Source organism: Candidatus Rokuibacteriota bacterium (assembly GCA_016209385.1).
In the GTDB taxonomy this organism is placed as follows: Bacteria; Methylomirabilota; Methylomirabilia; order Rokubacteriales; family CSP1-6; genus JACQWB01.
On record JACQWB010000266.1, the window covers coordinates 1 to 22,506 of the forward strand.

Consider the following 22,506-nt stretch of genomic DNA (forward strand, 5'->3'; position numbering starts at 1 on the left):
ATCCGTCCCGACCGGGGGCTCTACTTCCTCCTGGTCCGGCGGGGCCACGTCGAGCGGATCACGTCGGACGAGGCCATCGAGCGGGCCAAGCACGCCCCGCCCCAGACCACCCGCGCGCGGCTCCGTGGCGAGTTCATCCGCCAGGCCAACCTGAAGGGGAAGGACTACCGCGTGGACTGGGTCTACCTGAAGCTCAACGACCCCGAGCGCGAGACCATCCTCTGCAAGGACCCCTTCCAGTCCCACGACGAGCGCGTCGAGGGCCTGACCCGCAGCTTCTAAACGTCGGAGGGGGACACCCACGCCTTCGGCGTGGGTAGCCGGGCCCCCTCCGAGGTTCTAGCGGAAGGCGGGGAGGACCTCGCGGGCGAGAAGCTCGAGCTCGCGCATGATGTGGGTGTGCGGCATGCCGGGGAAGAAGAGCCGGCAGATCAGGTGGGTCATGCCGTAGGCGTCGACGAAGCGCGCGATCCCCGCCCGCACCTGCTCCGGCCCGCCGATCAGGAACCGGTCCTTCATGAGGGCGTCCAGGTCGGTCGCGATGCTGGCGTCGATGAACGGGTGGCGCCAACCCCCCGCGTACTCGTGGCGGTAGGAGACCATGATGTGGCGCTCGGCCAGCTCGCGCGCCTGCCGGTCCGTGTCCGCGATGATGACGTCGCGGGTGAGCGGCCACTCGGTGATCGGCGCGGTGAGGCCGGCGGCGGCCCGGTGGGCCAGGAACCGCCGCTTGGCGTCGAACAGGCGGGCGAGGTCGGCGGTGGGGCCGGGGATCCAGTTCTCAGCCAGCGTGGCCGCCCGCTTGAGGGCCAGCTCCCCCCAGCCGCCGATCCAGACCGGCGGATGCGGCTTCGAGAGCGGCTTGGGCTCGATCCGCGCGTTCTCCACCGCGTAGTACTCGCCCTTGAAGGTCACGGTGTCGCCGGTCCACAGGGCTCTGACGAGCCTCAACCCCTCCTCGAAGCGCGCGCCGCGCTTCTCGAGCGGGGTGCCGTAGAGCGCGAACTCGTCAGGCTTGTAGCCGATCGCGGTCCCGAGAACGAAGCGGCCTCCCGAGATCACATCCAGGAGCGCGCCGTCCTCGGCGAGCCGGACCGGGTGGTAGAAGGGAAAGACCAGGATGTCGGTGCCCAGGAGCAGCCGCGAGGTGCGGCTCGCGAAGGCGGCCAGCACGGTCAGCGGCGAGGGCCAGTAGTGGTCCCTGACCCCGTGGTGCTCCTCCATCCAGACCGAATCGAAGCCGAGCTCCTCGCCGCTGACGACCTCTTCGAGCGCCTCCTGGTAGAAGTGCCCACCTTCCGTCGGGATGAAGCCGATCTTGAGCCGCCCCATCGCTCTGAGCCCCCCGTCCTGCCCCGCCACCATCGCCGCCGGCAGCGCGCCGCCAACGATGGTATCAAAGGCGTGGCACCAACTAAAGGAGACGCTGACCGTCGGGATGATGCCCCTGCAGCGTCTCGTAGATCGCCAGAGAGAGGTGGCCGAAATCGGCAGCGGCGCGCGCCGTGACGGTGCGCGGCCGCGGGAGCGGGACGTCGAAGATACGGGCAACGTGACCGGGTCGTGGCGTCAGCACCACGATCCGATCGGCGAGGAAGACCGCCTCGGCGATGGAGTGGGTGACGAAGAGGATGGTCTTCCGCGCCTCGTTGCCTTCCCCCCAGACCCGGAGCAGCTCCAGATTCATTTCGTCCCGGGTCATCGCGTCGAGCGCGCCGAAGGGCTCGTCCATCAGGAGCAGAGGCGGGTCCAGGAGGAGCGCCCGGCAGAGGGAGGCGCGCTGCTGCATCCCGCCGGACAGCTCCCGCGGGAATTTGTCGGCGAAGTCGGCTAGCCCGGTGAGCCCGAGAAGCTCCCGGGCGCGCGGCGCGTAGTCGGCCGAGCGGAGGCCGGCCAGCTCGGCGGGGAGCAGGACGTTCTCCAGCAGCCGGCGCCAGCGGAGGAGCACCGGGGCCTGGAAGACCATCCCGACCGAAGGCAGCGGACGACTCACCCGCTCGCCGCCCACCGTGACCGTTCCATGGGTGGCCGCCCTCAGGCCCGCGACGATCCTGAGCAGGGTGGACTTGCCGCAGCCGCTCGGGCCGACGAGGGCGACGAACTCGCCCTCGCCGACGGCGAAGGAGACCTCCCGGATCGCCTCCACCGGGCCGCTCGCGGCCCGGTAGGTCATTCCCACGCGGTCGAGGATGATGAAGGGCGGCATGGGCGCAAGCGCGCGGGTACAGAACGTGGAAGGCGGCTGGCGCCCTGGCGCCGAACCTCCTTCACCCGGTGCGCTCGCGGCGACCGCACTAGCTGGGTCGCATCGTCTTCGGAAGCTCGATCCGCGGCAGAAAGTCCGTCGAGAAGACCTCCTCGCACCCCACCTTGCGCGGGATCTCCATGTTGGCGTTGATCAGCTCCACCGACTGACACATCTTGGCCTTGTCGATCCAGCCGATCCCGTTCCGCGCGTAGCGCTCGGTCTTCATGAGCTGGAGCCCCATGAGCATGTTGGGCTCGATGATGGAGAGGTCGATCTCGGGAACCCGCTTCTTGAAGATCTCGAGGGCGGTCTTCGGGTTCTCCATCACGTCGCGCCATCCCCGGTAGCTCGCCTCCAGGAAGTCCCGGAGCAGCTTCGGCCTTCCCTTCATCGTCTTCTCGCTGGCGATGATCGACATGCTGTACATGTCGAACCCATAGTCTGCCCACGGCATCATCACCGCGGCCCCCTTCCCCATGGCCTTCTCGTAGAAGGGAAGCCCGGTGGTGTAGTCGGCGACCGCGTCCGCCCGCTTCTCGGCGAGCGTCACGATCTTGGCCGCGGGCTCGATGCTCACCCACTTGACCTTCGCGGGGTCGATCCCGTTGATCTTCGCGAAGGCGGGGAAGAGCTGCCGCTGGGCGTCGCCGGGCGGCGCCGCCAGGGTCTTCCCCTCCAGGTCCTTCGGCGACTTGATCGGGCTGCCCTTCCAGACCCAGATGTTGAGCGGTGTCTTGTCGAAGACCACGCCCACCACCTTGACCTTGGCGCCGCGGCCCACGGCGGGAATGACTACCGCCGCATCGGCGAGCCCGATGTCGGCCCGGCCGGTGTCCACCTTGGCGATGGAGTCGCCGGACCCCTTCGAGTTCTGCAGCTCCACCTCCAGCCCCCTCTCCCTGTAGTACCCCTTCTCCAGCGCGACCCAGTAGGCCGCGTGGTCCCCGACCGGGAACCAGTTGAGAGCGAAGACGACCTTCTGGGTCTGCGCTGACGCGGGGAGCGACGGCGCGAACGCCAGGAGCCCTGCGAGGACGGTCAGTGCGCTTCGTCTCATCGGACTTCCTCCGTTACGAACCGGACGTTTCGGCCCAGGGGGCCAGCCAGCGTCCCACCAGCTCCACGGCCCCGTACACGAGGAGCCCCACCACCGAGATCCAGACCAGCGCCGCGAAGGCCACCGGGGTGTTGAGGTTCGTCTGGGTGGTGATGATCACGTTGCCCAGCCCTGCCTGGGAGGCCACGAACTCTCCCACGATGGCGCCGACCACCGCGGCGGTGGCGGTGATTTTCAGCGCGCTCAGGATGTAGGGCAGCGCGTTGGGAATCCGGATCTTGAGGAAGACCTTCCACTTCGGGGCGCCGAACACACGCCCCAGGTCGAGCATCTCCTCATCCACCTGCGTGAGACCGACGGCGGTGTTGATGACCACGGGGAAGAAGCCGATCAGCGCCGCGATCAGGATATTCGGGATGATCCCGTAGCCGAGCCAGAGCAGGAAGAGCGGCGCCACCGCCACCTTGGGGAGCGTGTTGACGAAGACCAGGAACGGCACCAGCGCCTTGGCGAGCACGCTCGACCAGGCGATCGCGACGCCCAGCAGGACGCCGACCGCCCCGGCCAGCAGGAATCCGCCCAGGATCTCCAGCGTGGTCACCCAGAGGTGCACCCGCCAGGGAATGTCCGCGCTCGCGAGCGCGCGCAGGACCGCGAGCGGGCTCGGAAGCAGGTACTCCCGGAGCTGGAAGACCGAGACCCCGAGCTGCCACAGGACGAGAAGGGCGACGAAGAGGATGAGCGCCGGGAGGTTCCGGCCGACCCAGTTGGTAGATGGCATGGCTGGCGCATCCGTCTGGGGAGAGTCGGATCGTGCGACACCTTACGTGAGGGGGAGAGCATTGTCAAGGATACGGGGCTCCCGGTAAAGCTTACATCCTCCTCATGTAAGGCTTACACTCTACACTCCCTGATCAACGAACGCCCGGCCCGCCCTCCCGCTCGCGAGGCGTACGAACGAACCATTAAAAAAGCAAAGACTCTTACTGCCGTCGGACCTTTCCCCGATCTGGCACAGAGGTTGCGACCGTCAAGAGAACAGCCGGTGAGGAGGGGACAAGCGCGTCTGAGACGCTCACACCGGTTGGGAGGCCTAGAGACGACTCAGCTCGAGAGATCCACCTACCGGCACCGCGGAGACTGGGGCCGGGAGCGGGGATGAGGCCGCTGCGGAGTTAGGGAGTGGGCCAAGGTCAACCATCGGTTACCGGTGCCACTCGGTGGGCCATTGTACGGACGCGTCTCCTCGAAACGATAGGACGGGTCTTGAATCGTGTGCAGGTTCCCGGGTTCGTCAAACCTATGAGCTATGATGATCCGCTTACGGGGCGTCAGCTTCGAGTGATGACTCACCCGCTTTTCACGGTCCTCTCTGTCGATGGCCGGGAGTACTACTTCAGACGGCTCACAGGTCGTTTCGATGGCACCGGCACTCGCCCGCGTTGCTAACCAACCCCTTTATTGCACACCGGATCGCATTCCAAGATTAAACGCCTCTCCTCTTCGATGTAATTCGCCGTCACCACGTCAACCCAATGAGTAGGCTTTTCGCTGACAATACAACTGTTGTCGCCGTTGAGGTGATCCAACAACCTCTGGCGTATGTCACCGCTGCCAATATAGACCCACTGGTTAGACTTCAAGAGCCCGTACACGCCCATCTGACCGGGCCTCAGCGCCTCGATATCAGCACGCGTAAATTGTCTGGGTATTTGATGAGGAAACGGCACAGCAGGTTCCTCCGCGGTAGAGCTTACAACAGTTCCCTCAGTTCCCACACCGGATCCGTCACTCCTGCCGCCATCGCCAGGCTGACGCCGAGCGCGGACCTGCTTCCGAACGATGCTTTTCACGGGCGCGGGCGTTCAAACCAGCCCAGTGCCCGCAGTTAGACAAGACAACCACGACAGCCAGTGCGAGACCAGGCCGCTCGGCGACCCCTTCAGGGCTGGCTGCGCCGGCTCGCGCTCGTGGCCTGGATTACGATCCTCCTCGGCCTGCTGAAGGTGACCGCATCGGTCCTCTGGGCCTTGTCGGTACCGGCGCTGAGCGAGCTGGAGGCGATCGGGCCGGCCGAGGGGACCAAGCTCTACGACCAGAACGACCAGTTCCTCGTCGATCTTCAGGCGGAGCGGGGGGTCTACGTTCCGCTGTCGCGAATCCCCCAGGCCCTCAAAGCCGCGATCATTGCCGTGGAGGATTCGCGCTTTTACTCCCATTTCGGGGTGGATCCCACGGGGATCGCCCGCGCCGTGTACCAGAACTTCCGCCACGGGGGTTTCGTCGAGGGCGGAAGCACGATCACCCAGCAGTTGGCCAAGGTGCTCTTCCTCACCCGTGACAAGAGCCTGGACCGGAAGCTCAAGGAAGGCGTGCTGGCTCTGAGACTGGAGCAGCGCTATTCCAAGGACCAGATCTTGGAAATGTACCTCAACCAAGTGTATTTCGGCCATGGCGTCTACGGCGTCGAAGCCGCGGCCCGGACCTATTTCGGCAAGTCCGTAACCGACCTCTCCCTCCCCCAGGCGGCGCTCCTGGCAGGGCTGCCGCGCGCTCCTGCCCTTTACTCCCCGTTCAACCACCCTGACGCCGCCCGGAGGCGGCGGGCCCATGTGCTGAACCGCATGCGGGAGGGTGGCGCCCTGAAGCCGATCGAGGTTAAACGGGCCCTCGCAACCGACCTCGGCCTGCTCCCCCCCGAGCGGCGCGGCACGACGGGGCAGTACTTCATCCAGTACGTCCGGGGATTGCTTGCGGAAAAGTACGGGGAGGACATGGTGTTCAAGGGGGGCCTCCACGTCTACACCGCCCTGTCCCCCCACATGCAGGCCCTGGGCGAGCAATCCCTGCGCGAAGGGCTCGAAGCGCTGAGGTCGCGGCGCGGACCCGCCCCGGCGAAGCGACGAGGGCAGCCGGGCTCGGAGCATCCCGAGGGGGCTCTCGTCACGATCGAGCCGGCAACCGGTCACATCAAGGCGATGGTGGGCGGCTCTGACTTCTTCCGCAGCGAGTTCAATCGGGCGGTGCAGGCCAAGCGCCAGCCCGGCTCGGCCTTCAAGCCCTTCGTCTATCTCGCCGCCCTGGAGGCCGGGCTCACGCCGGCAACGCGGATCGAGGACAGCCCGGTGATCTACCCGGTGGGGCGAAACGGGAAGCCGTGGGTGCCGGACAACTACGACCGAATGTTTCGCGGCCCCATCACCCTGCAACAGGGAATCGAGGAGTCGGTGAACATCGTCACGGTCAAGCTCCAGGAGCGGATCGGCCTCCGGCGGACCGTGGAGGTGGCGCGCCGGCTCGGGATCCAGAGCCCGCTCCACGAGGACCTCTCCCTCGCCCTCGGGACCTCTGACGTCTCCCTGCTCGAGCTGACCGCGGCCTACGGGATCCTGGCCAACCAGGGCGTCTGGGTTCCGCCCACCCCGATCCGCTACATCACCGATGCCCGGGGCAAGCTCCTGGAGGAGAACCTCCCGCAAGGCACGGCGGCCATCTCTCCGCAGCTTGCCTACCTCATCACCCACATGCTCACGGGCGTCGTGGAGCGCGGCACCGGGATCGGCGCCAGAGCTCTCGGACGCCCCCTCGCGGCCAAGACCGGCACCACCAACGATTTCTCCAACGCGTGGTTCATCGGCTACACGCCGAGCCTGGTCACGGGAGTGTGGGTCGGGTACGACCGGCCCCGGAGCCTCGGCAAGGACGAGACCGGCTCGCGGGTCGCAGTGCCGATCTGGGTGAGCTACATGAGCAAGGTCCTGGCCGCCATGCCCCGGGAGGAGTTCCCGGTGCCCGAGGGAGTGATGCTCGTCCCCGTGGACCTGGACCCGGCGGGGACCTGCGCCCGCCCGGTGCCGATGGCCTTCCTCCGGGGCACGGAGCCCGACTCGAGTTGCGGGGACCTGTTCGGTCCCCTCCGTCGGCTCTTCCGTTTTCTGTTCTCCCCGGAAAGCCGGAGATAAACGCTCCGCCGCGTCTAGCAGGATGCTGAAGAAGCGGACGCGCATCCTCGCACCGTCAGGGTGCACCTAGCAGCGTGTCGGAGTAGCGCCCTTCGAGCGCGGGCTTCGCCCGCGCAACCAACTCGGGCCTCGCCTCGTGGCTCTCCTCGCCTGCGGCTCGTCGGCAGCCCCTCGGCTCGAACCACCATTCCTGGGGGAGGCTTCGGAGGGGGCCGTCGAGGCCCCCTCCGATTCCTAGGCGGCGGGTAACTCGCGCATGGCGGCCCACTCGGGCTCCGCTCCCGCGGCGAAACCCGCGCAGGCCAGGGAGCCTATGGCCAGCCGTCCCTTCTCGATGGCAAGCCGCACCACGCCGCCGTCGTCGCGGTAGAGGTCGGGATGCGCTGCCAGAAACGCCTTCTGCTCGCTCTCCGGCAACCCGGCCATGCCGTTCACATAGTGGTGGCCGTTACGCTCCACGTGCTCGACGCCGATCAGCGAGGCCAGCGCCAGGTCCTGCTGGACGCTGACCCCGGCCTGGGTCGTGAGGTCTTCGGCTGACATGAAGTAGACCGGCCTCCCCTCCGCCCGGTTCCAGAGCGCGCACCGCGCGGCGTTGATGAGCGACCGGTACACGCCCTTGCACGCCTTGCTCGACACCCCGCGATAGCTGCACGCGCGGGCCCGTGGAAAGGCGTCGAGGTCGGCGTCGGACTCGTCGATGATGACGGGACGCCTGGCGCTCAGGCGGCTGACGTCCTCATCGAGGGCCCGCTCGCGGTGAATCGGCTGCTCGACGAACAGGATCGAACGCACAAGCCGCCGGAGGCCCGGCGTCTCCGCAATCCTCTCCCATAGCTCCCGCACGCCCTCCGCGTCGGTGTACTGCTCGTTTCCATCGAGGGTCACGTAATACGGCTGCAGGCTGCGATCCAGGACGGCCGCGATCTCGCTCAGCCGGGCCACGCCCGTCCCCACCGCCCCGCTCACCTTCAACTTGAAATAGGCGTGACCATACACCGCGATCACTTCCTCGAGGGTCTCGGGGAGCCCGTCGCCGACCCTGGCCGTCTCAGCCCGGTCGGCCGACGTGATCGGATCAACCAGGCCGACCGTGTGCCGAGCATGGATGCTGTCTCCCGGACGCAGCTCGGCGAGAAACCCGTCCACGCCGAACCCGGCGAGCTCGGGCACCAGGTCCGCCGGCCTGATCCCGGGTAGGTTGGCCCTCACAGCCTCATAGAACGAGACGCCATGAAGCCGGCACAGGGCATCCAGCACCGCCCGATCCAGGAGCGCGGGGCCGAAGCCCGCGATCAGGGGGTTGAGACCCCGCTCCGCACAGAGCGCCACCTGGGCCTGGTAATTCTCGGCGAACAACCTCCACGCGGTGCGTGGTCGCTGGTCTTGCCTATAGACAGTGCACGCCAGGCGCAGCGAGGTCCTGAGCTGCTCGAAGTTTTCCTCATCGGTGAGCGCCATGTTCTTGTCGAACCACTTTGGGGCGAGCAGCTCTGCCGCCATGCCCCACCCCCCACGCGCGTTCTCGAGCGAAAGGCGCATGCGCACGAACACCTGGGGCGCCCGGGTCAGGGTGACCACGCCGTACCGAAACGGCATTCGCAGCCTGACCTCGCGCTCGTAGAGGCGGATCTCGCTGACGCGGACACGCGGCGCGGAGGCTACGCCCGCCATGCCAGCGTCTCCAGGATGCCGCGGATGTAGCCGATGGCGCGCGCCGCGGTCGCCGGACCGTCGGGATCATAGTCGAACGGCTCCACCGACACCACGCCGGCGTAGCCGTGGCGGACGCGGGCTGCGAAGACGGGCGCGAACCTGTTGTCCCCCTGGCCGGGGCCACGCCGGTTCGTGTCGTTGCCAGGGCAATCCCGCGTGGGAGGCCCCGCGGTCCGACGGGCCAGGACGATCGCGGTGAGCGGCATTTCTGGCAGGATGCGACGGGCCCGTCGTGCGCTTCGCGCCGGGTCTTCGCGACCCGTGTCGAAGGCGATTACAGCTCGCCGGCCTCCTCCAGCGCCTTCTTCAGAGCCTGGCGGTCCTCCGGCCCCACCGGCAGCAGCGGGGGCCGCATGTAGGCGTGCCGGATGATGCCCTGCATCACGAGCACTTCCTTAGCCCGGGCGCGGTAGTCGCGCACCGGCGGCGCAAAGAGCGCATCCACCACCTTCTGGATCCGATCACCCAGCTCGCGGGCGGTCTTCCAGTCCCCGCGGATGGCTGCCTCGTGCACGCGCACGTGCGTCCGAGTGCAGACGGCACAGGCTCCCAGCAGCGCCCCCTCGGCACCCAGGAGATACGACTCCCAGATGAAGTTGTCGTTCCCGGTCAGGATCGTGATCGGCCGGGACGCGCCGCGGACGACGTTGACGATCTCCCGGAAGCGCTTGGCGTCGAACAGCGCCTCCTTGAGCGCGACCACGCCCGGGATCTCGACCAGTCGCGCCAGCGTCTCGTCGGTGAAGTCCGTGCCGCCGAGCGCCGGCTGGAGCGTGAACAGGATCAGCGGCAGCCCCACGGTCTCGGCGATCGCCCTGTGGTAGCCGTAGGGGATCTCCCACGGCAGCGGCCGGCCCAGGTACGCCGTGATCGGAAACACCAGCAACGTGTCCGCCCCGGCCTCACGGTAATCGCGCCCGTACCGGAGGGCCTGGGCCGTGAAGGAGGCGCCGAGGCCAGCCACCACCGGGATCCCGGTCCCCGCCAGCTCCTCCTTGTAGATCCGGAGCACCCCCAGCTTCTCCTCGTGCCAGAGGTGCGGGCCCTCCCCGGTATCCACGTTCACCGCCACGGCCTTGATTCCCTGCCCCGCGAGCCAGCGGATGTACTTCCGCAGCTCGGGCTCGTCGATCTCGCCGTCCGCCGTCATCGGCAGCACCGTCGCCGGGATGATTCCCCTGAGCTCCAGTGCAGCGGTCATTGGACTACCTTCGCTCATGATTCAGCACCATCCCTTCGAGCGCCGGCTGGGCCGGCGCAATCCCGGGGGGAGGTTCGGAAGGGGGGCGGAGCCCCCCTCCGAGGAAGCTCATGCCTTCCCCTCCGCTCGACCGGGCGGCAGCTCACCGGAGCCGCGCCATGTCCTCCGGATGGTTGGAACGGAAGCTGTAGCTCTTGACGACGCCCTTGGCGTCTAAGCGGACAGTCAACTCCTTGGTGAGCTCTCCTTGGGCCAGCTTCTTCCCGTACAACCAGCTCCACGTCAGGTCGCCCGTGTCCAAGCCGACCTGGTACGGCTCCCCGAAGAAGCGCACGAGGTCCGCCTTCGTGGTCTTGCCCGGTTGAATCATGTCGGGGGTGGGCGAGGGAAACTCCCACCCCACGACGAGGAGGGCGCAGCCGGCGAAGAAACCGGCCAGGACCACAGCGGCGAGCGATCGACCCCGGAGCATTACAGGGCGATTATCACACCGGCTCCCCGCGACCGTCAATGCCCCTTGACAGGTGGAGACGCGCTGATTAGGGTGATGGCACAGAGTTTCCCGAAAAGGAGGCCCGCCCATGCCTGCCCCCGCGATGCGAGGCTTTTTGAATCTCGACAAGGTGCCGGAGGAGAAGGTCACCCCGCTCATCACCCGAAAGATCGTCACCGGCGAGAAGGAGATGGTGGTCTTCTGGAAGATCAAGGCCGGCGGCCATGCCGCCGCCCACAGCCACCCCAACGAGCAGATCTTCTGGATGCTGTCCGGGAAGATGGAGTTCCGGCTCGCCAACGACAAGCGGACGTGCGGTCCGGGCGATATCGGCGTCGTCCCGGCCGGCGTGGAGCACGAGGCGTGGTTCCCCGAGGATACGGAGGTGATCGACATCTTCACCCCGCCACGCGAGGACTTCTACACCGGCCAGGACACGTACCTGAGGAGAGGGTAGGCCGACGTTCACGTTGTAAACCGCTGGAGGGTGAGGCAATGCAATCCGGATGGCTCGACCAGTTTTTCACGGGCACACAGAAACCAGATCAGGGAGGCTCCTCCGGGGAGGCGAGCGGGGTCTCGCGCCGCGAGTTCATCCAGGGCGGGTTCGTCACCGGCGTGGCTGCCGGGATGGCCGCGGGCGGCGTCCTGGCCGCCCACGAGCAGGCGCACGCGCAGGCGGCGGCGGTCAACCCGTTCGGGAAGGACTGGTGGCCCTCGCCCTGGGGGCCGAACGACGAGGCCGGCGCCTCCAATCGCATCACGCCCGCCAAGGTCCTTCAGGCCTCGCGTCTCATCAGGACCGGCCGGATCTTTCAGCTCGGACGGATCTACGAAGCCGGGATCCCGCTGTTCGGCGCGCGCCACATCAGCATTACGATCCCGGGCGGACCCACCGGCGGGCCCTTCGGGGTAACCAAGCTCATGTACAACGACGAGATGTTCAGCGGCGAGATCGGCCAGGTCGGCACCCAGTTCGACGGCCTGGGGCACATCTCCACGATCATCGGCGGCGAGCCCGTGTACTATAACGGCTTCAAGCAGTCAGAGGTGGGGGCAGCTTACGGGCTCAAGAAGCTCGGCGTCCACAATGTAAAGCCGTTCTTCACCCGCGGGGTCCTGATCGACGTCCTCGCCCTCAAGGGCGGCGACCGGCTCCCCATCGGCTACGTGATCACCCCGGCCGATGTCCAGGCCGCGCTGAAGCGCCAGGGGACGCGTGAGCCCGGTGAGGGCGACGTGGTGCTCTGGCGCACCGGTCACGGGAAGCTCTGGATGAAGGACAATGCCGAGTTCAACAAGGGGGCACCCGGCATTGGCGTCACCGTGGCGAAGTGGCTCATCGAGCGAAAGGTCTGCATCACCTGTGCCGACACGTGGGCCGGGGAGGCGGTCCCGGGCGAGGACAAGGACCGGCCCTTCGAGTGCCACCAGTGGCTCATCAACATGAACGGAATCTACATCCAGGAGAACCTGGACCTCGAGGAGCTGGCGGCCAACCGCGTCTACGAGTTCGCCTACGTCTTCTCCCCGCTCCGGCTCAAGGGAGCGACCGGCTCGCCGGGCAACCCGATCGCGGTCGCTTGATCTCGGCCCAGCCAGCCCACGGAGGGGATGCGGGGGAATCCTTCCCCGATCCCCTCCGCGGTCGCCTCCGAGCGCGTCGCGACTTCCCCAGTCCTCACGACAGCACCGTCCACGCCAACCCTCACGGCCCGTCACGCAGCCCGGAACTGTCGCGGTGTCGCTCGGGCGCGCGGTTCTGATACACTCACGGCGGAGGAGGGAGGCGCTATGCCCAACCGTGTCGCGTTCCTGGCGCTCATGGCCATGGCCACGGGCCTGCTTCAGGGTGCGGGGCTGGCGCCCTCTGTTGCAGGCTCTTCAGAGCGCCATTCAGGGACCGTGGTCAAGGTGGACCCTCAAGCCCGGACGCTCATCATCGAGGAAATGGCGGCGGGTGGGACGACGCGAACGCTCCAGGTCCGCATCGCCCCTCAAGCCCGGCTGGTGCTTTCCCGGCGGCTCCCTGACAGCCAGGTGGCCGATCCGCGAAACCCGTTCAAGGACACGCCGATCGGCCTGGGCGATCTGAGGTCGGGCGACTTCGTCGTCGTCGAGCTGACAGGAGCCGGAGAGAAGGCGGAAGCCAGCTCCGTCACCGTAACGCGCCGCGAGGGCGCGCGGTGACGCTGGCTCAGGACCGGGGCTGACATGCAAGACGCCCCGGTGGAGGTGTTCACCCCCGACGAGCGCCAGGCGCTCGCCCCGTACTTCACCAACCTCGACGGCCCGGTTTTCGCCCTCGTGAACCTCCCCGAGGTCGTGAAGGGCGCGCTCTTTGCCCGGTACTCGCGCTCGGCCAAGTCTCTCCGCCGCCTCTTCCTGGACGAGTTCCTGGACATGGCCTTTCGAGCCGAGGCGCTTCGGACGAGCCGCAGGCGCAGCAGTTCGAGCCGAGGGAGTTCGGAGGAGCCGCAGGCGACGACACTCACGAGGCGAGGCCCGAGTGGATGGCAGAGAGGCGAGGCCCGAAAGGTCGAGCACGCGTCCGGTACGGGCGCCGTCGGCGTCAAGCGCGCCGAGGAGCTGTACGAGCGCGTCTTCAACGAGTACGGCGACGACTCGGTGGCCCAGCTCGGCGGCGTCCACCTGGCCTGCGAGGGCGCGTCTAACATCCTGACCAAGGTGCTCGAGTGGGGACGCCTGATGGCCTACCTCGAGCAGTCGACCCGCTACGTGCCTTACACCGACCGCCCTGGCGGGCGGTGGAAGTACCACGTCCCGGCCGAGCTGGACGGCTCGCCGCTCCGGACCCGCTACGTCGAGGTCCTTGACCGCGCCTTCGAGACCTACGCCGGCCTCATCGAGCGGCTGCGAGAGCATTACAGCCGGAAGTACGCCAAGTCCCCGGGCGAATCGGACACCGTTTACCGGCTGACCATCCGGGCCAAGGCGCTGGACACCCTCCGGGGGCTCCTGCCGGCTGCCACGCGGTCGAACGTCGGGATCTACGGGACCGGGCAGGCCTACGAGGCGCTCCTCCTCAGGATGCGCGCCCACCCGCTTTCCGAGGTGCGACACTACGCCGATCGCATGCTGGCCGAGCTGCGCAAGGTGATCCCGGCGTTTCTCACGCGCGTCGACCGGCCCGATCGGGGCGGGGTCTGGAGCCAGTACCTGGCCGAGACGCGGCAGGCGACGGAGGCAGTGGCGACCAAGCTCCTGGCCAGTGTCGAGCCCGAACCCCGTCCCGAGGTCGTGCTCACCGACTACGACCCCGAGGGCGAGGTCAAGGTCGTCGCAGCCGCGCTCTACGCGGCCTCCGATCTTCCCGACGACCAGCTCCTCACCCTCGCCCGGCGGATGACCCACGACGAGCGCGCCGCGGTGCTCCGGGCCTACGTCGGCCAGCGCGCGAACCGGCGCCACAAGCCCGGGCGCGCGTTCGAGCGGACCGCCTACCGCTTCGACATCCTCACCGACTACGGCGCCTTCCGCGACCTCCAGCGCCACCGGCTGCTGACACTCGAGTGGCAGGCGCTGACGCCGCGCCACGGCTACACCACTCCAGAGGCGATCGAGGAGGCCGGGGCCCTCGACGACTGGCGACGCGTCATGGAGGAGTCCGCCGATCTTCACGACGCGCTCGAGGCCGACGGGCTCGCGCTCATCGCGCCCTACGCCGTGGCCATGGCCTACCGGATCCGCTTCTACGTGGAGCTGAATGCGCGCGAGGCGATGCACCTGATCGAGCTCAGGACCGCGCCCCAGGGGCACCCCGCCTACCGCCGGGTCTGCCAGGCGATGCACCGGCTGATCGGCGAACAGGCGGGCCACCGGGCGATCGCGGAGGCGATGAGCTACGCCGACCACTCGGCGGTGGAGCTGGAACGCCTCGAGGCCGAACGCGCAGCCGAGCGTCGGCGCCAGCGCACCAAACCGCGGACAGACGGAGCAGGCTGATGCGGGCTGAACAGATCAAAGCGCGCGAGTACCTCCACCAGAAGGGGACGCTCCTGGCGCCGGGGGAGATCCACGAACGGGTGCGGGCGGCGTTCGTGGCGACTCAGGAGTTTCTGGACAGTGTCTCAGAGGCCGAGGCCGGGAAGCGGCCAGCACCCGGTGAATGGTGCATTCAGGAGGTCGTGGACCACCTCGTGGAGACCCACCGGCCGAGCGTCGAGGAGCTTCGCTGCCTGTTGCGTGGCGAGCGGCCGGCCGGGGGGCCGATCCCCGCGAGCCTACAATCCGGGGCACCGCTGGCGCGGCCGTGGCCGGCGCTGGTGGCGGAGCTCAAGCGGTTGCACGCGGAGATCCTCGAGATCCTCGGCGCCGTCCCGGACGGGTTCGTCTCCGACGCCCGCGCGCCCCTGGTTATGGTCGTCAACGCCAAAAATCCGGACGGCAGCGAAGCCCCGCTCCAGTGGATCGAAGACCTCGACTGGAAGGCCTACGCGGTGATCTTCAGGCTCCACGAGATCGACCACCTCACCCAGGCCAAGCGCGCGCTGAGAGCGGCGCGGCCAGAGGTGTAACGACTCCCGGGGCTCCGGGGACCCGCGCGCCAGGCGCTAGCGGCGTGGCGAAGTAGTGTCCTCCGCGCGCGGGCTTTGCCCGCGCAACCGGTTCCTGGGGGAGGCCTCGGAGGGGGCCCGGGTACCCGCGCCGGAGGCGCGGGTGTCCCCCTCCGATTACGTCCCGGCGAATTCCTCCTTCGCCTTCCTCAACGCCTCCGGCGAGGCGAGCAGATCCAGGGCCGTCATCGCCAGCGCTTTGGCCGCCGCCACCAGCCCGGCCCCTGCCATCGGCGAGCGCGCCCACTCGGCGAACTCGCGCGAGTGCCCGGGCACGCCGTCCGGCGAGATCCGGATGTACGGGTGGATGGTCGGGATCGCCTGGCTCACGTTGCCGCAGTCGGTGGACCCAGAGCCGGCCTCCGGATCCTCGGGATCTTCCGCAACGCCGACCCGCTCGAGGTTCTTCCGGAACAGCTCCCCCATCGTGAAATTGGGCTTGAGCGGGTCGTGGATGATCGTATCCGGCGTCACCTTCACCGACGCCCCCGTCGCGGTGGCCGCGGCCTGGGCGCAGGCCTCGAACCGGCGGAGTAGCTCGGGAAGATACGCCTTGCTCAGCGAGCGCAGGTAAAACTCGGCGGCGGTGTATTCGGGGATGATGTTCGGCTGGTCGCCGCCATGGGTGATGATCCCGTGGACGCGCGCGTCGGGGCGCAGCTGCTGGCGCATCGCATCCAGGCCGACGAAGAGCTGGATGACCGCGTTGAGGGCGTTGATCCCCCGCCAGGGCCACGAGGACGCGTGGGCGGCCTTGCCAAAGAACTCGGCCTTCACCTTGATGATCCCGAGGCTCGGCCGCCAGATGCGGGTCCCGCACCGCGGGTGGATCATCATCGCCGCATCGACGCCCGTAAAAACGCCCGCCTCCATGAGCCTGACCTTCCCCGCGCCCCCTTCTTCGGCCGGCGTCCCGATCACCTGAACCCGGCCCGCGAACGGCAGCCGAGAGAGCGCCAACGCCAGGGCCGCCCCCGCCCCGGTCCCTGCCGCCGCGATCACGTTGTGGCCGCAGGCGTGGCCGATCTTCGGCAGCGCGTCGTACTCCGCCATGATGGCGATCGTCGGGCCCGAGGCATTGCCGGCGATCGTGGCGCTGAACGCGGTGGGGAGGCCGCCGATCCCGCGCGCTACCTCACAGCCCTTGGCTTCGAGGAACTCGGTCAGCCAGGCGTGCGCCTTCTCCTCTTTGAAGGCCAGCTCGGGGTTCGCGTGGATCCGGTGGCTCAGCGCCTCGAGCTCATTGGCGAGGCTATCGACGGCTTCGGCGACTTTGGCTTTCAACTGGTCCAGTGTCATCGCGCTCCTCTCCTCGAAGGCAGCATTCCTCGCAGTCGTGATGGCCTGCGGTCGACGCTCAAGCAGCTATCTAGTCGAGCGCCGGCTCCGCCGGCGCAACCCATCCTGGGGGGAGGTCCGGATGGGGGGCGTAGCCCCCCTCCGGGTTCCCTATCGGCTCCCCGGCGGCGGGGGCGGCGCCGGGTTGGCTCGGTAATAATCGGCGACGAACTCGCCGAGCAGCGTTTCGAGGGTAGTCGTCAGGCGCCCCGCGATCCCGCGGTCGTCCCCTGTCAGCAGCGCCTCGCGCTGCCAGACCGCGGCGAGGACGAGGTTCATCAGGTAGCTCGGGAGCGCTTGCGCCGGCGTCTGGACCGGCTTCTGAACCAGCTCCCTGACCTTGTAGAGGGTGACGACCGGTCGATAGACGCGGACGCTGACGGCGGCGACGACGGGACCCCGGGCCTGCGCGGCGCCCTCGCCCCGGCTCAGGCGGACGGTGACGAGCATGTACTCGGTCCCCATCTCCTGCGTCACATCCGGAAGCTTCCCGCGAAGAAAGGCCGACACGAGCCGTTCGAGATCCGGCTTCGTCAGGGCGAGCTCCTTCGCGAGCGGGTCCAGGTCCTGGACGATGACGTGAAGGCGGCTGATGCCCTCGAGCTCGCGTGGCCACTGGGCCCACGCCCCGGTCGCGCCCACGAGCGCCCCTGCGAGAGCGAGCCCGAGAACTAACAGCGTCCGTCGTCTCATGCCGGTTCTCGTTCAGATCCAACCCTTGAGCCGGTAGAAGGCGAGGGCGGCAGCTTCGTAGGCGACCTGGTGGGTCAGGAACAGGCGACCCAACGCGCTCTCCGCCAGGTGCTGCCCTCCGTCAGTAGGAGCCGGCAGGACCTCGAACCCGCGACGCTGGAAGACGAGAACCGACCGCCGCGAGTGCACGGGCGTCGTCACGAGCAGAATGCGACGGATCCCACGGCGGCGGAGCAGCTCTGCCAGGTACGCGGCGTGCTCAGCCGTCCGCATGCTCTCGGTCTCGAGCACGAGGACGTCGGCGGGGAATCCAAGCTCGACGGCGACCGCCGCCATCGCCTGGGCCTCGCCGAGCCTCCCCTTGCGCGACGCGTCGCCCCCGCTCAGCACGACGAGCGGAGCCAGGCCCCGCCGGTAGAGGCGGAGCGCGTGGACCACGCGCCGCAGGGACGAATCGCCGGCCGAGTTGTCTGGGGCCGTTCCGCCCCCTAGCACCACGATGGCCTGGGCAGATTCGAGCGGTGCTTCCACAACGAGCAGGCGGGCGAGCCAGTTCGGGACGGGCGTATATGCGAAGGTGGCAGCTGCGAGGAGAAGGACGGCCAGGAGCCCGAACCCCACGCGGCGGAGCGGCGACCGCCGCGCTGACGGCTCATGGGTAGCGTTGTCGAGCGGTCCCAAGGATCCAGTCACCTGCGGGGATTACGCGGCCCCTAGCCCAATCGGCCCCGGCACGCCCTACGAGTAGGTCGGGTAGACAGGCTCCTCCCGCGTCATGACTTCGAGGAGCGCGGCGCGTCCGCCCTCGACTTCCTCGATGGCCCGCCGCAGCGCGGGCACGAAGTCCTGCGGCTTCTCCACGCGCTCGGTGTACCCCCCCAGGCCCTCGGCCACCTTGGAGTAGTCGCCGGAGAGGAAGCGCAGGCCCCAGCGCGCGGTGGACACGGGCAGGTGCTTTTCGTAGCCGCCCATCAGGCCGTTGTTCAGCACGATCGTGAGAATAGGAATGCGCGAGCGGACCGCCGTCTCGAAGTCCATCCCCACCATCCCGAACGCCGCATCGCCCATCACGTTGATCGCCAGCCTGTCCGGGGCGGCGAGCTTGGCCCCCATGGCGAGGCCGAGCCCGGTGCCGAGCTGCGTGGACTTTCCCCAGCCGATGTAGCCGTGGGGGACGAGGGCCTCGTAGAAGGGCACCATCTGGTCGCGCGGGTTGCCCGCGTCGTGGGTGACGATCGCCCGCCGGCGGTCCACGGTGTGCATCAGATCCCAGATCGCCCGGTATGGACTGATCGGCGTTTCGTCAGAGGTCAGCCGCGGCATCCACTCCTTCATGAACTCCTCCCTGACGGCCCTGACCTCCCGGGTGACGCTCGGGTCGCCCTTGCGGCCACCCGGGCCCGCCTGCCGGGTCGCCTCCTCGATGAGCTGGCGCAGCACCGCTTTCGCGTCGCCGACGACCCCGTGGGCGATCGGGTAGTCCTTGTTGATATCCTGCTCGTCAATCGTGATCTGGACCATCGTCTTGCCGGGTGGGATCGGGAAGATGTAGGCCGAGCGGGTGAAGCTGGTGCCGACGCCGAACACCAGGTCCGCCTTCCGGAGGAAGTGGTCCACCGTCTTCGGCGCGGAGCGGCCGCCGGCGCCGAGCCCGAGCGGGTGATCCTCCGGAAAGGCGCTCTTGCCGTTGAGGGTCGTGAGGACCGGGACCTGAACCAGCTCGGCGAACTCTTTGAGCTCCGCGCACGCGTCGGCGTAGAAGACCCCCTGGCCCGCCACGATCACCGGCGCCTTGGCGCCCAGCAGCGCCTTCATCGCCTCCCGCACGTCCGGCGGATCGCCTATCGGGCGCGAGACCTTCACGGGCGCGTAGCGGAAGGTCTCGTCGGCGATCTCCTCGCCCAGCACGTCCGTCGGCACCTCCAGCATCACGGGCCCGGGGCGTCCGGAGCGCAGGAGCGTGAAGGCCCGCCGGAGCATCTGCGGGAGCCGGTCGGCGAAGTTGACGACCTCGACCCACTTGGTCACGTCGCGGTAGTTGTAGATGGCCTGAAAGTTGGGGGGGACGCCCGACCGCCGTCGGTCGAAGGCTCCTGGGAGGAGCAGGACGGGGCTGGCGTCGGAGTAGGCCTGCGCCACCCCCCCGAAGGCGTTCTCGGCGCCGGGGCCGTGCTGCACGACGCAGACGCCGATGCGGCGGCCGCCGGAAACGCGGCTCACGCCGTCGGCGATGTTGACCACCACGCGCTCGGTCCGCGCGAGGATTGGCCGGATGCCGGCGGCCGCGGCAGCGTCGATCAGCGGGTTCGCCGGGAAGCAGACGAGGGACTCCACCCCCTCGATCTTCAGGATGTTCGCGATGACGGTCTTCCCTTGCATGGCTCTCTCTCCTCCGGCGTGGCGTCAGGGTCCGTGGGGCGTTCCGTGGACGTGTTCCGTCACCTGCGACGCTAGCAGGGTGTCGCACCGGCGTCAAGGCTCCGGCTGACGATCCCGCCGCGCTCCGCGCACCGCTGGGCCGAAGACACGCAGAGCGTGTACAATCTGACCCACGGGCTGCGGTGTTTCTGCACCCCGCGAGAACCCGATGAAACGGATAACGGTTCGGCTCGTGTTTCTCGCCTGGCTTGTCTCGCCCGAGACCGCAGGGGCGGCGCCGGGGTTTCCGTGGACCTCGTTCCGCGCGCTGGCGGAGGATCGCACCACCCACGGCATCTACCGCTGCGACCCGGCCCAGGGGCGTAACGAGGTCGTCGCCGTCGTGCTCATCCGGCCGGCGGAGTTCTACCGCTTCTGGACCATGCTCAAGGGACCGGACTGGATCGCGATCCACTACGACGCCGAGGCGCGGCCGGACTGGGTCTGGCGCGGCACGTGGTCGGGCGACGACCTCTCCGTGACGAGGGTGTCGCGGTTCGACCCGGTCGCCCACGCGTCCGCCTGCGATCTCCTCTTCGGAGCGCGATGAGCCTGTCCCCGGGCGACATCAAGGCCATCGTGACGGGGGACCACGGCGATCCCTTCGCCGTCCTCGGACCCCATCGCGTCGCCACCCGCACAGGCGCCGGCATCGCCGTGCGTGCCTTCCTGCCGGCGGCGAGGACGGTCCGGGTCGTCCCGCTGGATGCCGGCTCCACCCGCCGCGAAATGAAACGGCTCCACCCGGACGGCCTGTTCGAGGCGCTGTTCCCCGAACGACGCGCGCCGTTTCCGTACCGGCTGGCGGTCGTCCACGGCGAGGGCGAGCTGGCGGAGATCGACGATCCCTACCGCTTCCCGCCGACGCTGAGCGACTATGACCTGCACCTCCTGGGTGAAGGGACCCACTACAGGGCTCACGAGAAGCTCGGGGCCCATCCCCGGGTGCTCGAGGAAGTCCCGGGCATCAGCTTCGCGGTGTGGGCCCCCAACGCGCGGCGGGTCAGCCTGGTCGGCGACTTCAACGAGTGGGACGGGCGCCGCCATCCCATGCGCCGCCATCCCATGCGCCTCCATCCCGGCGTCGGCATCTGGGAGATCTTCATCCCGGGCCTGACCGAAGGGGCCCGGTACAAGTTCGAGATCATCTCGCGCTCGGGCGAGATCCTCGCCCTCAAGGCGGACCCCTACGCCTTCGCCTTTGAGCTCGAGACGCCGCGCACGGCTTCGGTCGTCTGCGCGCTCGACGGCTACGAATGGGGCGACGGCGCGTGGATGGCCGGGCGCGCACGCCGGAACGCCCACGACAGCCCCATCGCGATCTACGAGGTGCACCCGGGCTCGTGGATGCGGCTGCCCGAGGAAGGGAACCGCTTCCTCACCTACCGGGAGCTGGCGCCGAAGCTGGCCGCCTACGTCCAGGCGATGGGCTACACCCACGTCGAGCTCCTCCCCGTGGCGGAGCACCCGTTCTACGGCTCGTGGGGCTATCAGACCCTCGGCTACTTCGCGCCGACCCGTCGCTACGGCACTCCGAAGGACTTCATGTACTTCGTGGACACCCTCCACCAGCACGGCATCGGAGTCATCCTGGACTGGGTCCCGGGGCACTTCCCGCGCGACCCCCACGGGCTCGTCTATTTCGACGGCACGCACCTCTACGAGCACGCCGACGACCGCCAGGGCACGCACCCCGAGTGGGGAACCCTCATCTTCAACTACGGCCGCAACGAGGTCGCCAATTTCCTGATCGGAAACGCGCTCTTCTGGCTGGAGCGCTACCACGTGGACGGGCTCAGGGTGGACGCGGTCGCCTCGATGCTCTACCTCGACTACGGGCGCAACCCCGGCGAGTGGGTCCCGAACCGGTTCGGCGGCAAGGAGAATCTCGAAGCGATCGCCTTCCTCCGCCGCTTCAACGAGGTCGCCTACGGCGCGCATCCCGGCATCATGACCATCGCGGAAGAGTCCACAGCCTGGCCCCTCGTCTCGCGTCCCACCTACCTCGGCGGGCTGGGCTTCGGCTTCAAGTGGAACATGGGGTGGATGCACGACCTCCTCGATTACATGAGCCGGGACCCGGTCCACCGGAAGTATCACCACAACCAGCTCACGTTCGGGCTCCTCTACGCGTGGACCGAGAACTTCATCCTGCCGCTCTCCCACGACGAGGTGGTCTACGGTAAGGGGTCGCTCCACGCGAAGATGCCGGGGGACGACTGGCAGAAGTTCGCCAACCTCCGATCGTTCTACGCCCTCATGTACGGCCACCCGGGAAAGAAGCTCCTGTTCATGGGCGGGGAGCTCGGGCAGACCCGCGAATGGGACCACGAGCAGAGCCTCGACTGGCACCTGCTCGGGATGGGCCCATACCACGCGGGCCTCGTGAGGCTGGTGCAGGATCTCAACCGGCTCTACCGGAGCGAACCGGCTCTCTACGAGGCCGACTCCGATCCCGCCGGCTTCCAGTGGATCGACTGCAGCGACTGGGAGCAGAGCATCGTCGGCTTCCTGCGCCGGGCGAGGGACCCCGCCGACTTCGTGCTCATCGTCTCGAACTTCACGCCGGTTCCGCGGCACGGCTACCGCGTCGGCGCCCCGGTGGGCGGAGAGTACCGCGAGCTGGTGAACACGGACGCGCCGCTCTACGGGGGAAGTGGGGTCGGCAACCCGAGCCGGGTCAGGGCCGAGCCCCGCCCGTGGCACGGCCAGGCGTTCTCGCTGGTCCTGACCCTGCCACCCCTGGCGACCCTGATCCTCAAGCCTTCCCCCGACTGAGCGCGCGACCGCCACAGGAGCTCGC

General features: G+C 68.3%; 21 protein-coding genes and 1 pseudogene. 10 read left to right on the plus strand and 12 right to left on the minus strand.

Going from position 1 to position 22,506, the window contains the following annotated elements; translation table 11 throughout:
- Positions 1-282 (plus strand): proteasome accessory factor PafA2 family protein (locus tag HY726_20185; protein MBI4611316.1); only part of this gene is annotated, 282 nt, incomplete at its 5' end.
- Positions 283-339: 57 nt separating this feature from the next.
- Here the strand turns inward: HY726_20185 and HY726_20190 are convergent.
- The 4 genes from HY726_20190 to HY726_20205 all read right to left on the minus strand — a co-directional run bounded on the left by HY726_20190 (position 340) and on the right by HY726_20205 (position 4,086).
- Positions 340-1,332, minus strand: a complete 993-nt coding sequence (locus HY726_20190; GenBank protein ID MBI4611317.1) for an LLM class flavin-dependent oxidoreductase — start codon at positions 1,330-1,332, stop codon at positions 340-342.
- Positions 1,333-1,414: 82 nt separating this feature from the next.
- On the minus strand, positions 1,415-2,173 hold the full coding sequence (locus HY726_20195) for an ABC transporter ATP-binding protein (protein MBI4611318.1): 759 nt from the start codon (positions 2,171-2,173) through the stop codon (positions 1,415-1,417).
- A 121-nt stretch (positions 2,174-2,294) separates the two neighbouring features.
- Positions 2,295-3,305: an ABC transporter substrate-binding protein gene (locus HY726_20200; GenBank protein ID MBI4611319.1), complete on the minus strand. Its 1,011-nt coding sequence runs from the start codon at positions 3,303-3,305 to the stop codon at positions 2,295-2,297.
- 13 nt (positions 3,306-3,318) lie between these two features.
- A complete protein-coding gene (locus tag HY726_20205) occupies positions 3,319-4,086 on the minus strand; it encodes an ABC transporter permease (protein MBI4611320.1) in 768 nt (255 codons plus the stop codon).
- A 1,132-nt stretch (positions 4,087-5,218) separates the two neighbouring features.
- Between HY726_20205 and HY726_20210 the strand changes: the two genes are divergently transcribed.
- A complete protein-coding gene (locus tag HY726_20210) occupies positions 5,219-7,267 on the plus strand; it encodes a penicillin-binding protein 1A (protein ID MBI4611321.1) in 2,049 nt (682 codons plus the stop codon).
- Positions 7,268-7,501: 234 nt separating this feature from the next.
- On the opposite strand, the gene HY726_20215 is transcribed toward HY726_20210, so the two are convergent.
- The 4 genes from HY726_20215 to HY726_20230 form a co-directional block, all read right to left on the minus strand.
- Positions 7,502-8,941: a mandelate racemase gene (locus HY726_20215; GenBank protein ID MBI4611322.1), complete on the minus strand. Its 1,440-nt coding sequence runs from the start codon at positions 8,939-8,941 to the stop codon at positions 7,502-7,504.
- Positions 8,929-9,189 (minus strand): hypothetical protein, encoded by a 261-nt coding sequence (locus HY726_20220; protein ID MBI4611323.1) that lies wholly within the window; start codon positions 9,187-9,189, stop codon positions 8,929-8,931. The genes HY726_20215 and HY726_20220 overlap by 13 nt, the downstream gene beginning before the upstream one ends.
- A gap of 68 nt (positions 9,190-9,257) precedes the next feature.
- Complete coding sequence (locus HY726_20225) at positions 9,258-10,184, minus strand: dihydrodipicolinate synthase family protein (protein ID MBI4611324.1); 927 nt, start codon at positions 10,182-10,184, stop codon at positions 9,258-9,260.
- A 142-nt stretch (positions 10,185-10,326) separates the two neighbouring features.
- The gene (locus tag HY726_20230; GenBank protein MBI4611325.1) at positions 10,327-10,656 is read right to left on the minus strand and encodes a hypothetical protein; all 330 of its coding nucleotides are present in this window, start codon (positions 10,654-10,656) and stop codon (positions 10,327-10,329) included.
- Between the two features lie 109 nt (positions 10,657-10,765).
- Between HY726_20230 and HY726_20235 the strand changes: the two genes are divergently transcribed.
- The 6 genes and pseudogenes from HY726_20235 (at position 10,766) to HY726_20260 (ending at position 15,215) form a co-directional block, all read left to right on the plus strand.
- Complete coding sequence (locus HY726_20235) at positions 10,766-11,134, plus strand: cupin domain-containing protein (protein MBI4611326.1); 369 nt, start codon at positions 10,766-10,768, stop codon at positions 11,132-11,134.
- A gap of 38 nt (positions 11,135-11,172) precedes the next feature.
- A complete protein-coding gene (locus HY726_20240) occupies positions 11,173-12,264 on the plus strand; it encodes a cyclase family protein (protein ID MBI4611327.1) in 1,092 nt (363 codons plus the stop codon).
- A gap of 207 nt (positions 12,265-12,471) precedes the next feature.
- Positions 12,472-12,867, plus strand: coding sequence for a hypothetical protein (locus HY726_20245; GenBank protein MBI4611328.1), 396 nt, complete (start codon positions 12,472-12,474; stop codon positions 12,865-12,867).
- Between the two features lie 24 nt (positions 12,868-12,891).
- Positions 12,892-13,074 (plus strand): annotated as a pseudogene (locus tag HY726_20250) (thymidylate synthase).
- 6 nt (positions 13,075-13,080) lie between these two features.
- The gene (locus HY726_20255) at positions 13,081-14,643 is read left to right on the plus strand and encodes an FAD-dependent thymidylate synthase (protein MBI4611329.1); all 1,563 of its coding nucleotides are present in this window, start codon (positions 13,081-13,083) and stop codon (positions 14,641-14,643) included.
- Positions 14,643-15,215 carry a DinB family protein gene (locus HY726_20260; GenBank protein MBI4611330.1) on the plus strand — a complete coding sequence of 191 codons (573 nt, stop codon included), beginning with the start codon at positions 14,643-14,645 and terminating at the stop codon, positions 15,213-15,215. The genes HY726_20255 and HY726_20260 overlap by 1 nt, the downstream gene beginning before the upstream one ends.
- A gap of 156 nt (positions 15,216-15,371) precedes the next feature.
- Here HY726_20260 and HY726_20265 read toward each other — a convergent pair whose 3' ends face one another.
- The 4 genes from HY726_20265 to HY726_20280 form a co-directional block, all read right to left on the minus strand.
- Positions 15,372-16,553, minus strand: coding sequence for a M20 family metallopeptidase (locus tag HY726_20265; protein ID MBI4611331.1), 1,182 nt, complete (start codon positions 16,551-16,553; stop codon positions 15,372-15,374).
- 150 nt (positions 16,554-16,703) lie between these two features.
- Positions 16,704-17,285: a hypothetical protein gene (locus HY726_20270; GenBank protein MBI4611332.1), complete on the minus strand. Its 582-nt coding sequence runs from the start codon at positions 17,283-17,285 to the stop codon at positions 16,704-16,706.
- 12 nt (positions 17,286-17,297) lie between these two features.
- Positions 17,298-17,966: a YdcF family protein gene (locus tag HY726_20275; protein ID MBI4611333.1), complete on the minus strand. Its 669-nt coding sequence runs from the start codon at positions 17,964-17,966 to the stop codon at positions 17,298-17,300.
- A 57-nt stretch (positions 17,967-18,023) separates the two neighbouring features.
- The gene (locus HY726_20280) at positions 18,024-19,664 is read right to left on the minus strand and encodes a thiamine pyrophosphate-requiring protein (protein MBI4611334.1); all 1,641 of its coding nucleotides are present in this window, start codon (positions 19,662-19,664) and stop codon (positions 18,024-18,026) included.
- A gap of 208 nt (positions 19,665-19,872) precedes the next feature.
- Between HY726_20280 and HY726_20285 the strand changes: the two genes are divergently transcribed.
- On the plus strand, positions 19,873-20,253 hold the full coding sequence (locus HY726_20285; protein ID MBI4611335.1) for a hypothetical protein: 381 nt from the start codon (positions 19,873-19,875) through the stop codon (positions 20,251-20,253).
- Positions 20,250-22,481: a 1,4-alpha-glucan branching protein GlgB gene (gene glgB, locus HY726_20290; protein MBI4611336.1), complete on the plus strand. Its 2,232-nt coding sequence runs from the start codon at positions 20,250-20,252 to the stop codon at positions 22,479-22,481. Before HY726_20285 ends, glgB begins: the two co-directional genes overlap by 4 nt.
- The last annotated feature ends 25 nt before the right edge of the window (positions 22,482-22,506 follow it).

Bases quoted from the DNA above. Each gene is read 5' to 3' on its own strand.
- HY726_20195 (MBI4611318.1), bottom strand. From the start codon at position 2,173: ATGACCTACCGGGCCGCGAGCGGCCCGGTGGAGGCGATCCGGGAGGTC.
- HY726_20235 (MBI4611326.1), top strand. From the start codon at position 10,766: ATGCCTGCCCCCGCGATGCGAGGCTTTTTGAATCTCGACAAGGTGCCG.
- HY726_20230 (MBI4611325.1), bottom strand. From the start codon at position 10,656: ATGCTCCGGGGTCGATCGCTCGCCGCTGTGGTCCTGGCCGGTTTCTTC.
- HY726_20190 (MBI4611317.1), bottom strand. From the start codon at position 1,332: ATGGGGCGGCTCAAGATCGGCTTCATCCCGACGGAAGGTGGGCACTTC.
- HY726_20200 (MBI4611319.1), bottom strand. From the start codon at position 3,305: ATGAGACGAAGCGCACTGACCGTCCTCGCAGGGCTCCTGGCGTTCGCG.
- HY726_20280 (MBI4611334.1), bottom strand. From the start codon at position 19,664: ATGCAAGGGAAGACCGTCATCGCGAACATCCTGAAGATCGAGGGGGTG.
- glgB (MBI4611336.1), top strand. From the start codon at position 20,250: ATGAGCCTGTCCCCGGGCGACATCAAGGCCATCGTGACGGGGGACCAC.
- HY726_20285 (MBI4611335.1), top strand. From the start codon at position 19,873: ATGAAACGGATAACGGTTCGGCTCGTGTTTCTCGCCTGGCTTGTCTCG.
- HY726_20260 (MBI4611330.1), top strand. From the start codon at position 14,643: ATGCGGGCTGAACAGATCAAAGCGCGCGAGTACCTCCACCAGAAGGGG.
- HY726_20255 (MBI4611329.1), top strand. From the start codon at position 13,081: ATGGCCTTTCGAGCCGAGGCGCTTCGGACGAGCCGCAGGCGCAGCAGT.
- HY726_20245 (MBI4611328.1), top strand. From the start codon at position 12,472: ATGCCCAACCGTGTCGCGTTCCTGGCGCTCATGGCCATGGCCACGGGC.
- HY726_20240 (MBI4611327.1), top strand. From the start codon at position 11,173: ATGCAATCCGGATGGCTCGACCAGTTTTTCACGGGCACACAGAAACCA.
- HY726_20205 (MBI4611320.1), bottom strand. From the start codon at position 4,086: ATGCCATCTACCAACTGGGTCGGCCGGAACCTCCCGGCGCTCATCCTC.
- HY726_20220 (MBI4611323.1), bottom strand. From the start codon at position 9,189: ATGCCGCTCACCGCGATCGTCCTGGCCCGTCGGACCGCGGGGCCTCCC.
- HY726_20215 (MBI4611322.1), bottom strand. From the start codon at position 8,941: ATGGCGGGCGTAGCCTCCGCGCCGCGTGTCCGCGTCAGCGAGATCCGC.
- HY726_20225 (MBI4611324.1), bottom strand. From the start codon at position 10,184: ATGACCGCTGCACTGGAGCTCAGGGGAATCATCCCGGCGACGGTGCTG.
- HY726_20270 (MBI4611332.1), bottom strand. From the start codon at position 17,285: ATGAGACGACGGACGCTGTTAGTTCTCGGGCTCGCTCTCGCAGGGGCG.
- HY726_20265 (MBI4611331.1), bottom strand. From the start codon at position 16,553: ATGACACTGGACCAGTTGAAAGCCAAAGTCGCCGAAGCCGTCGATAGC.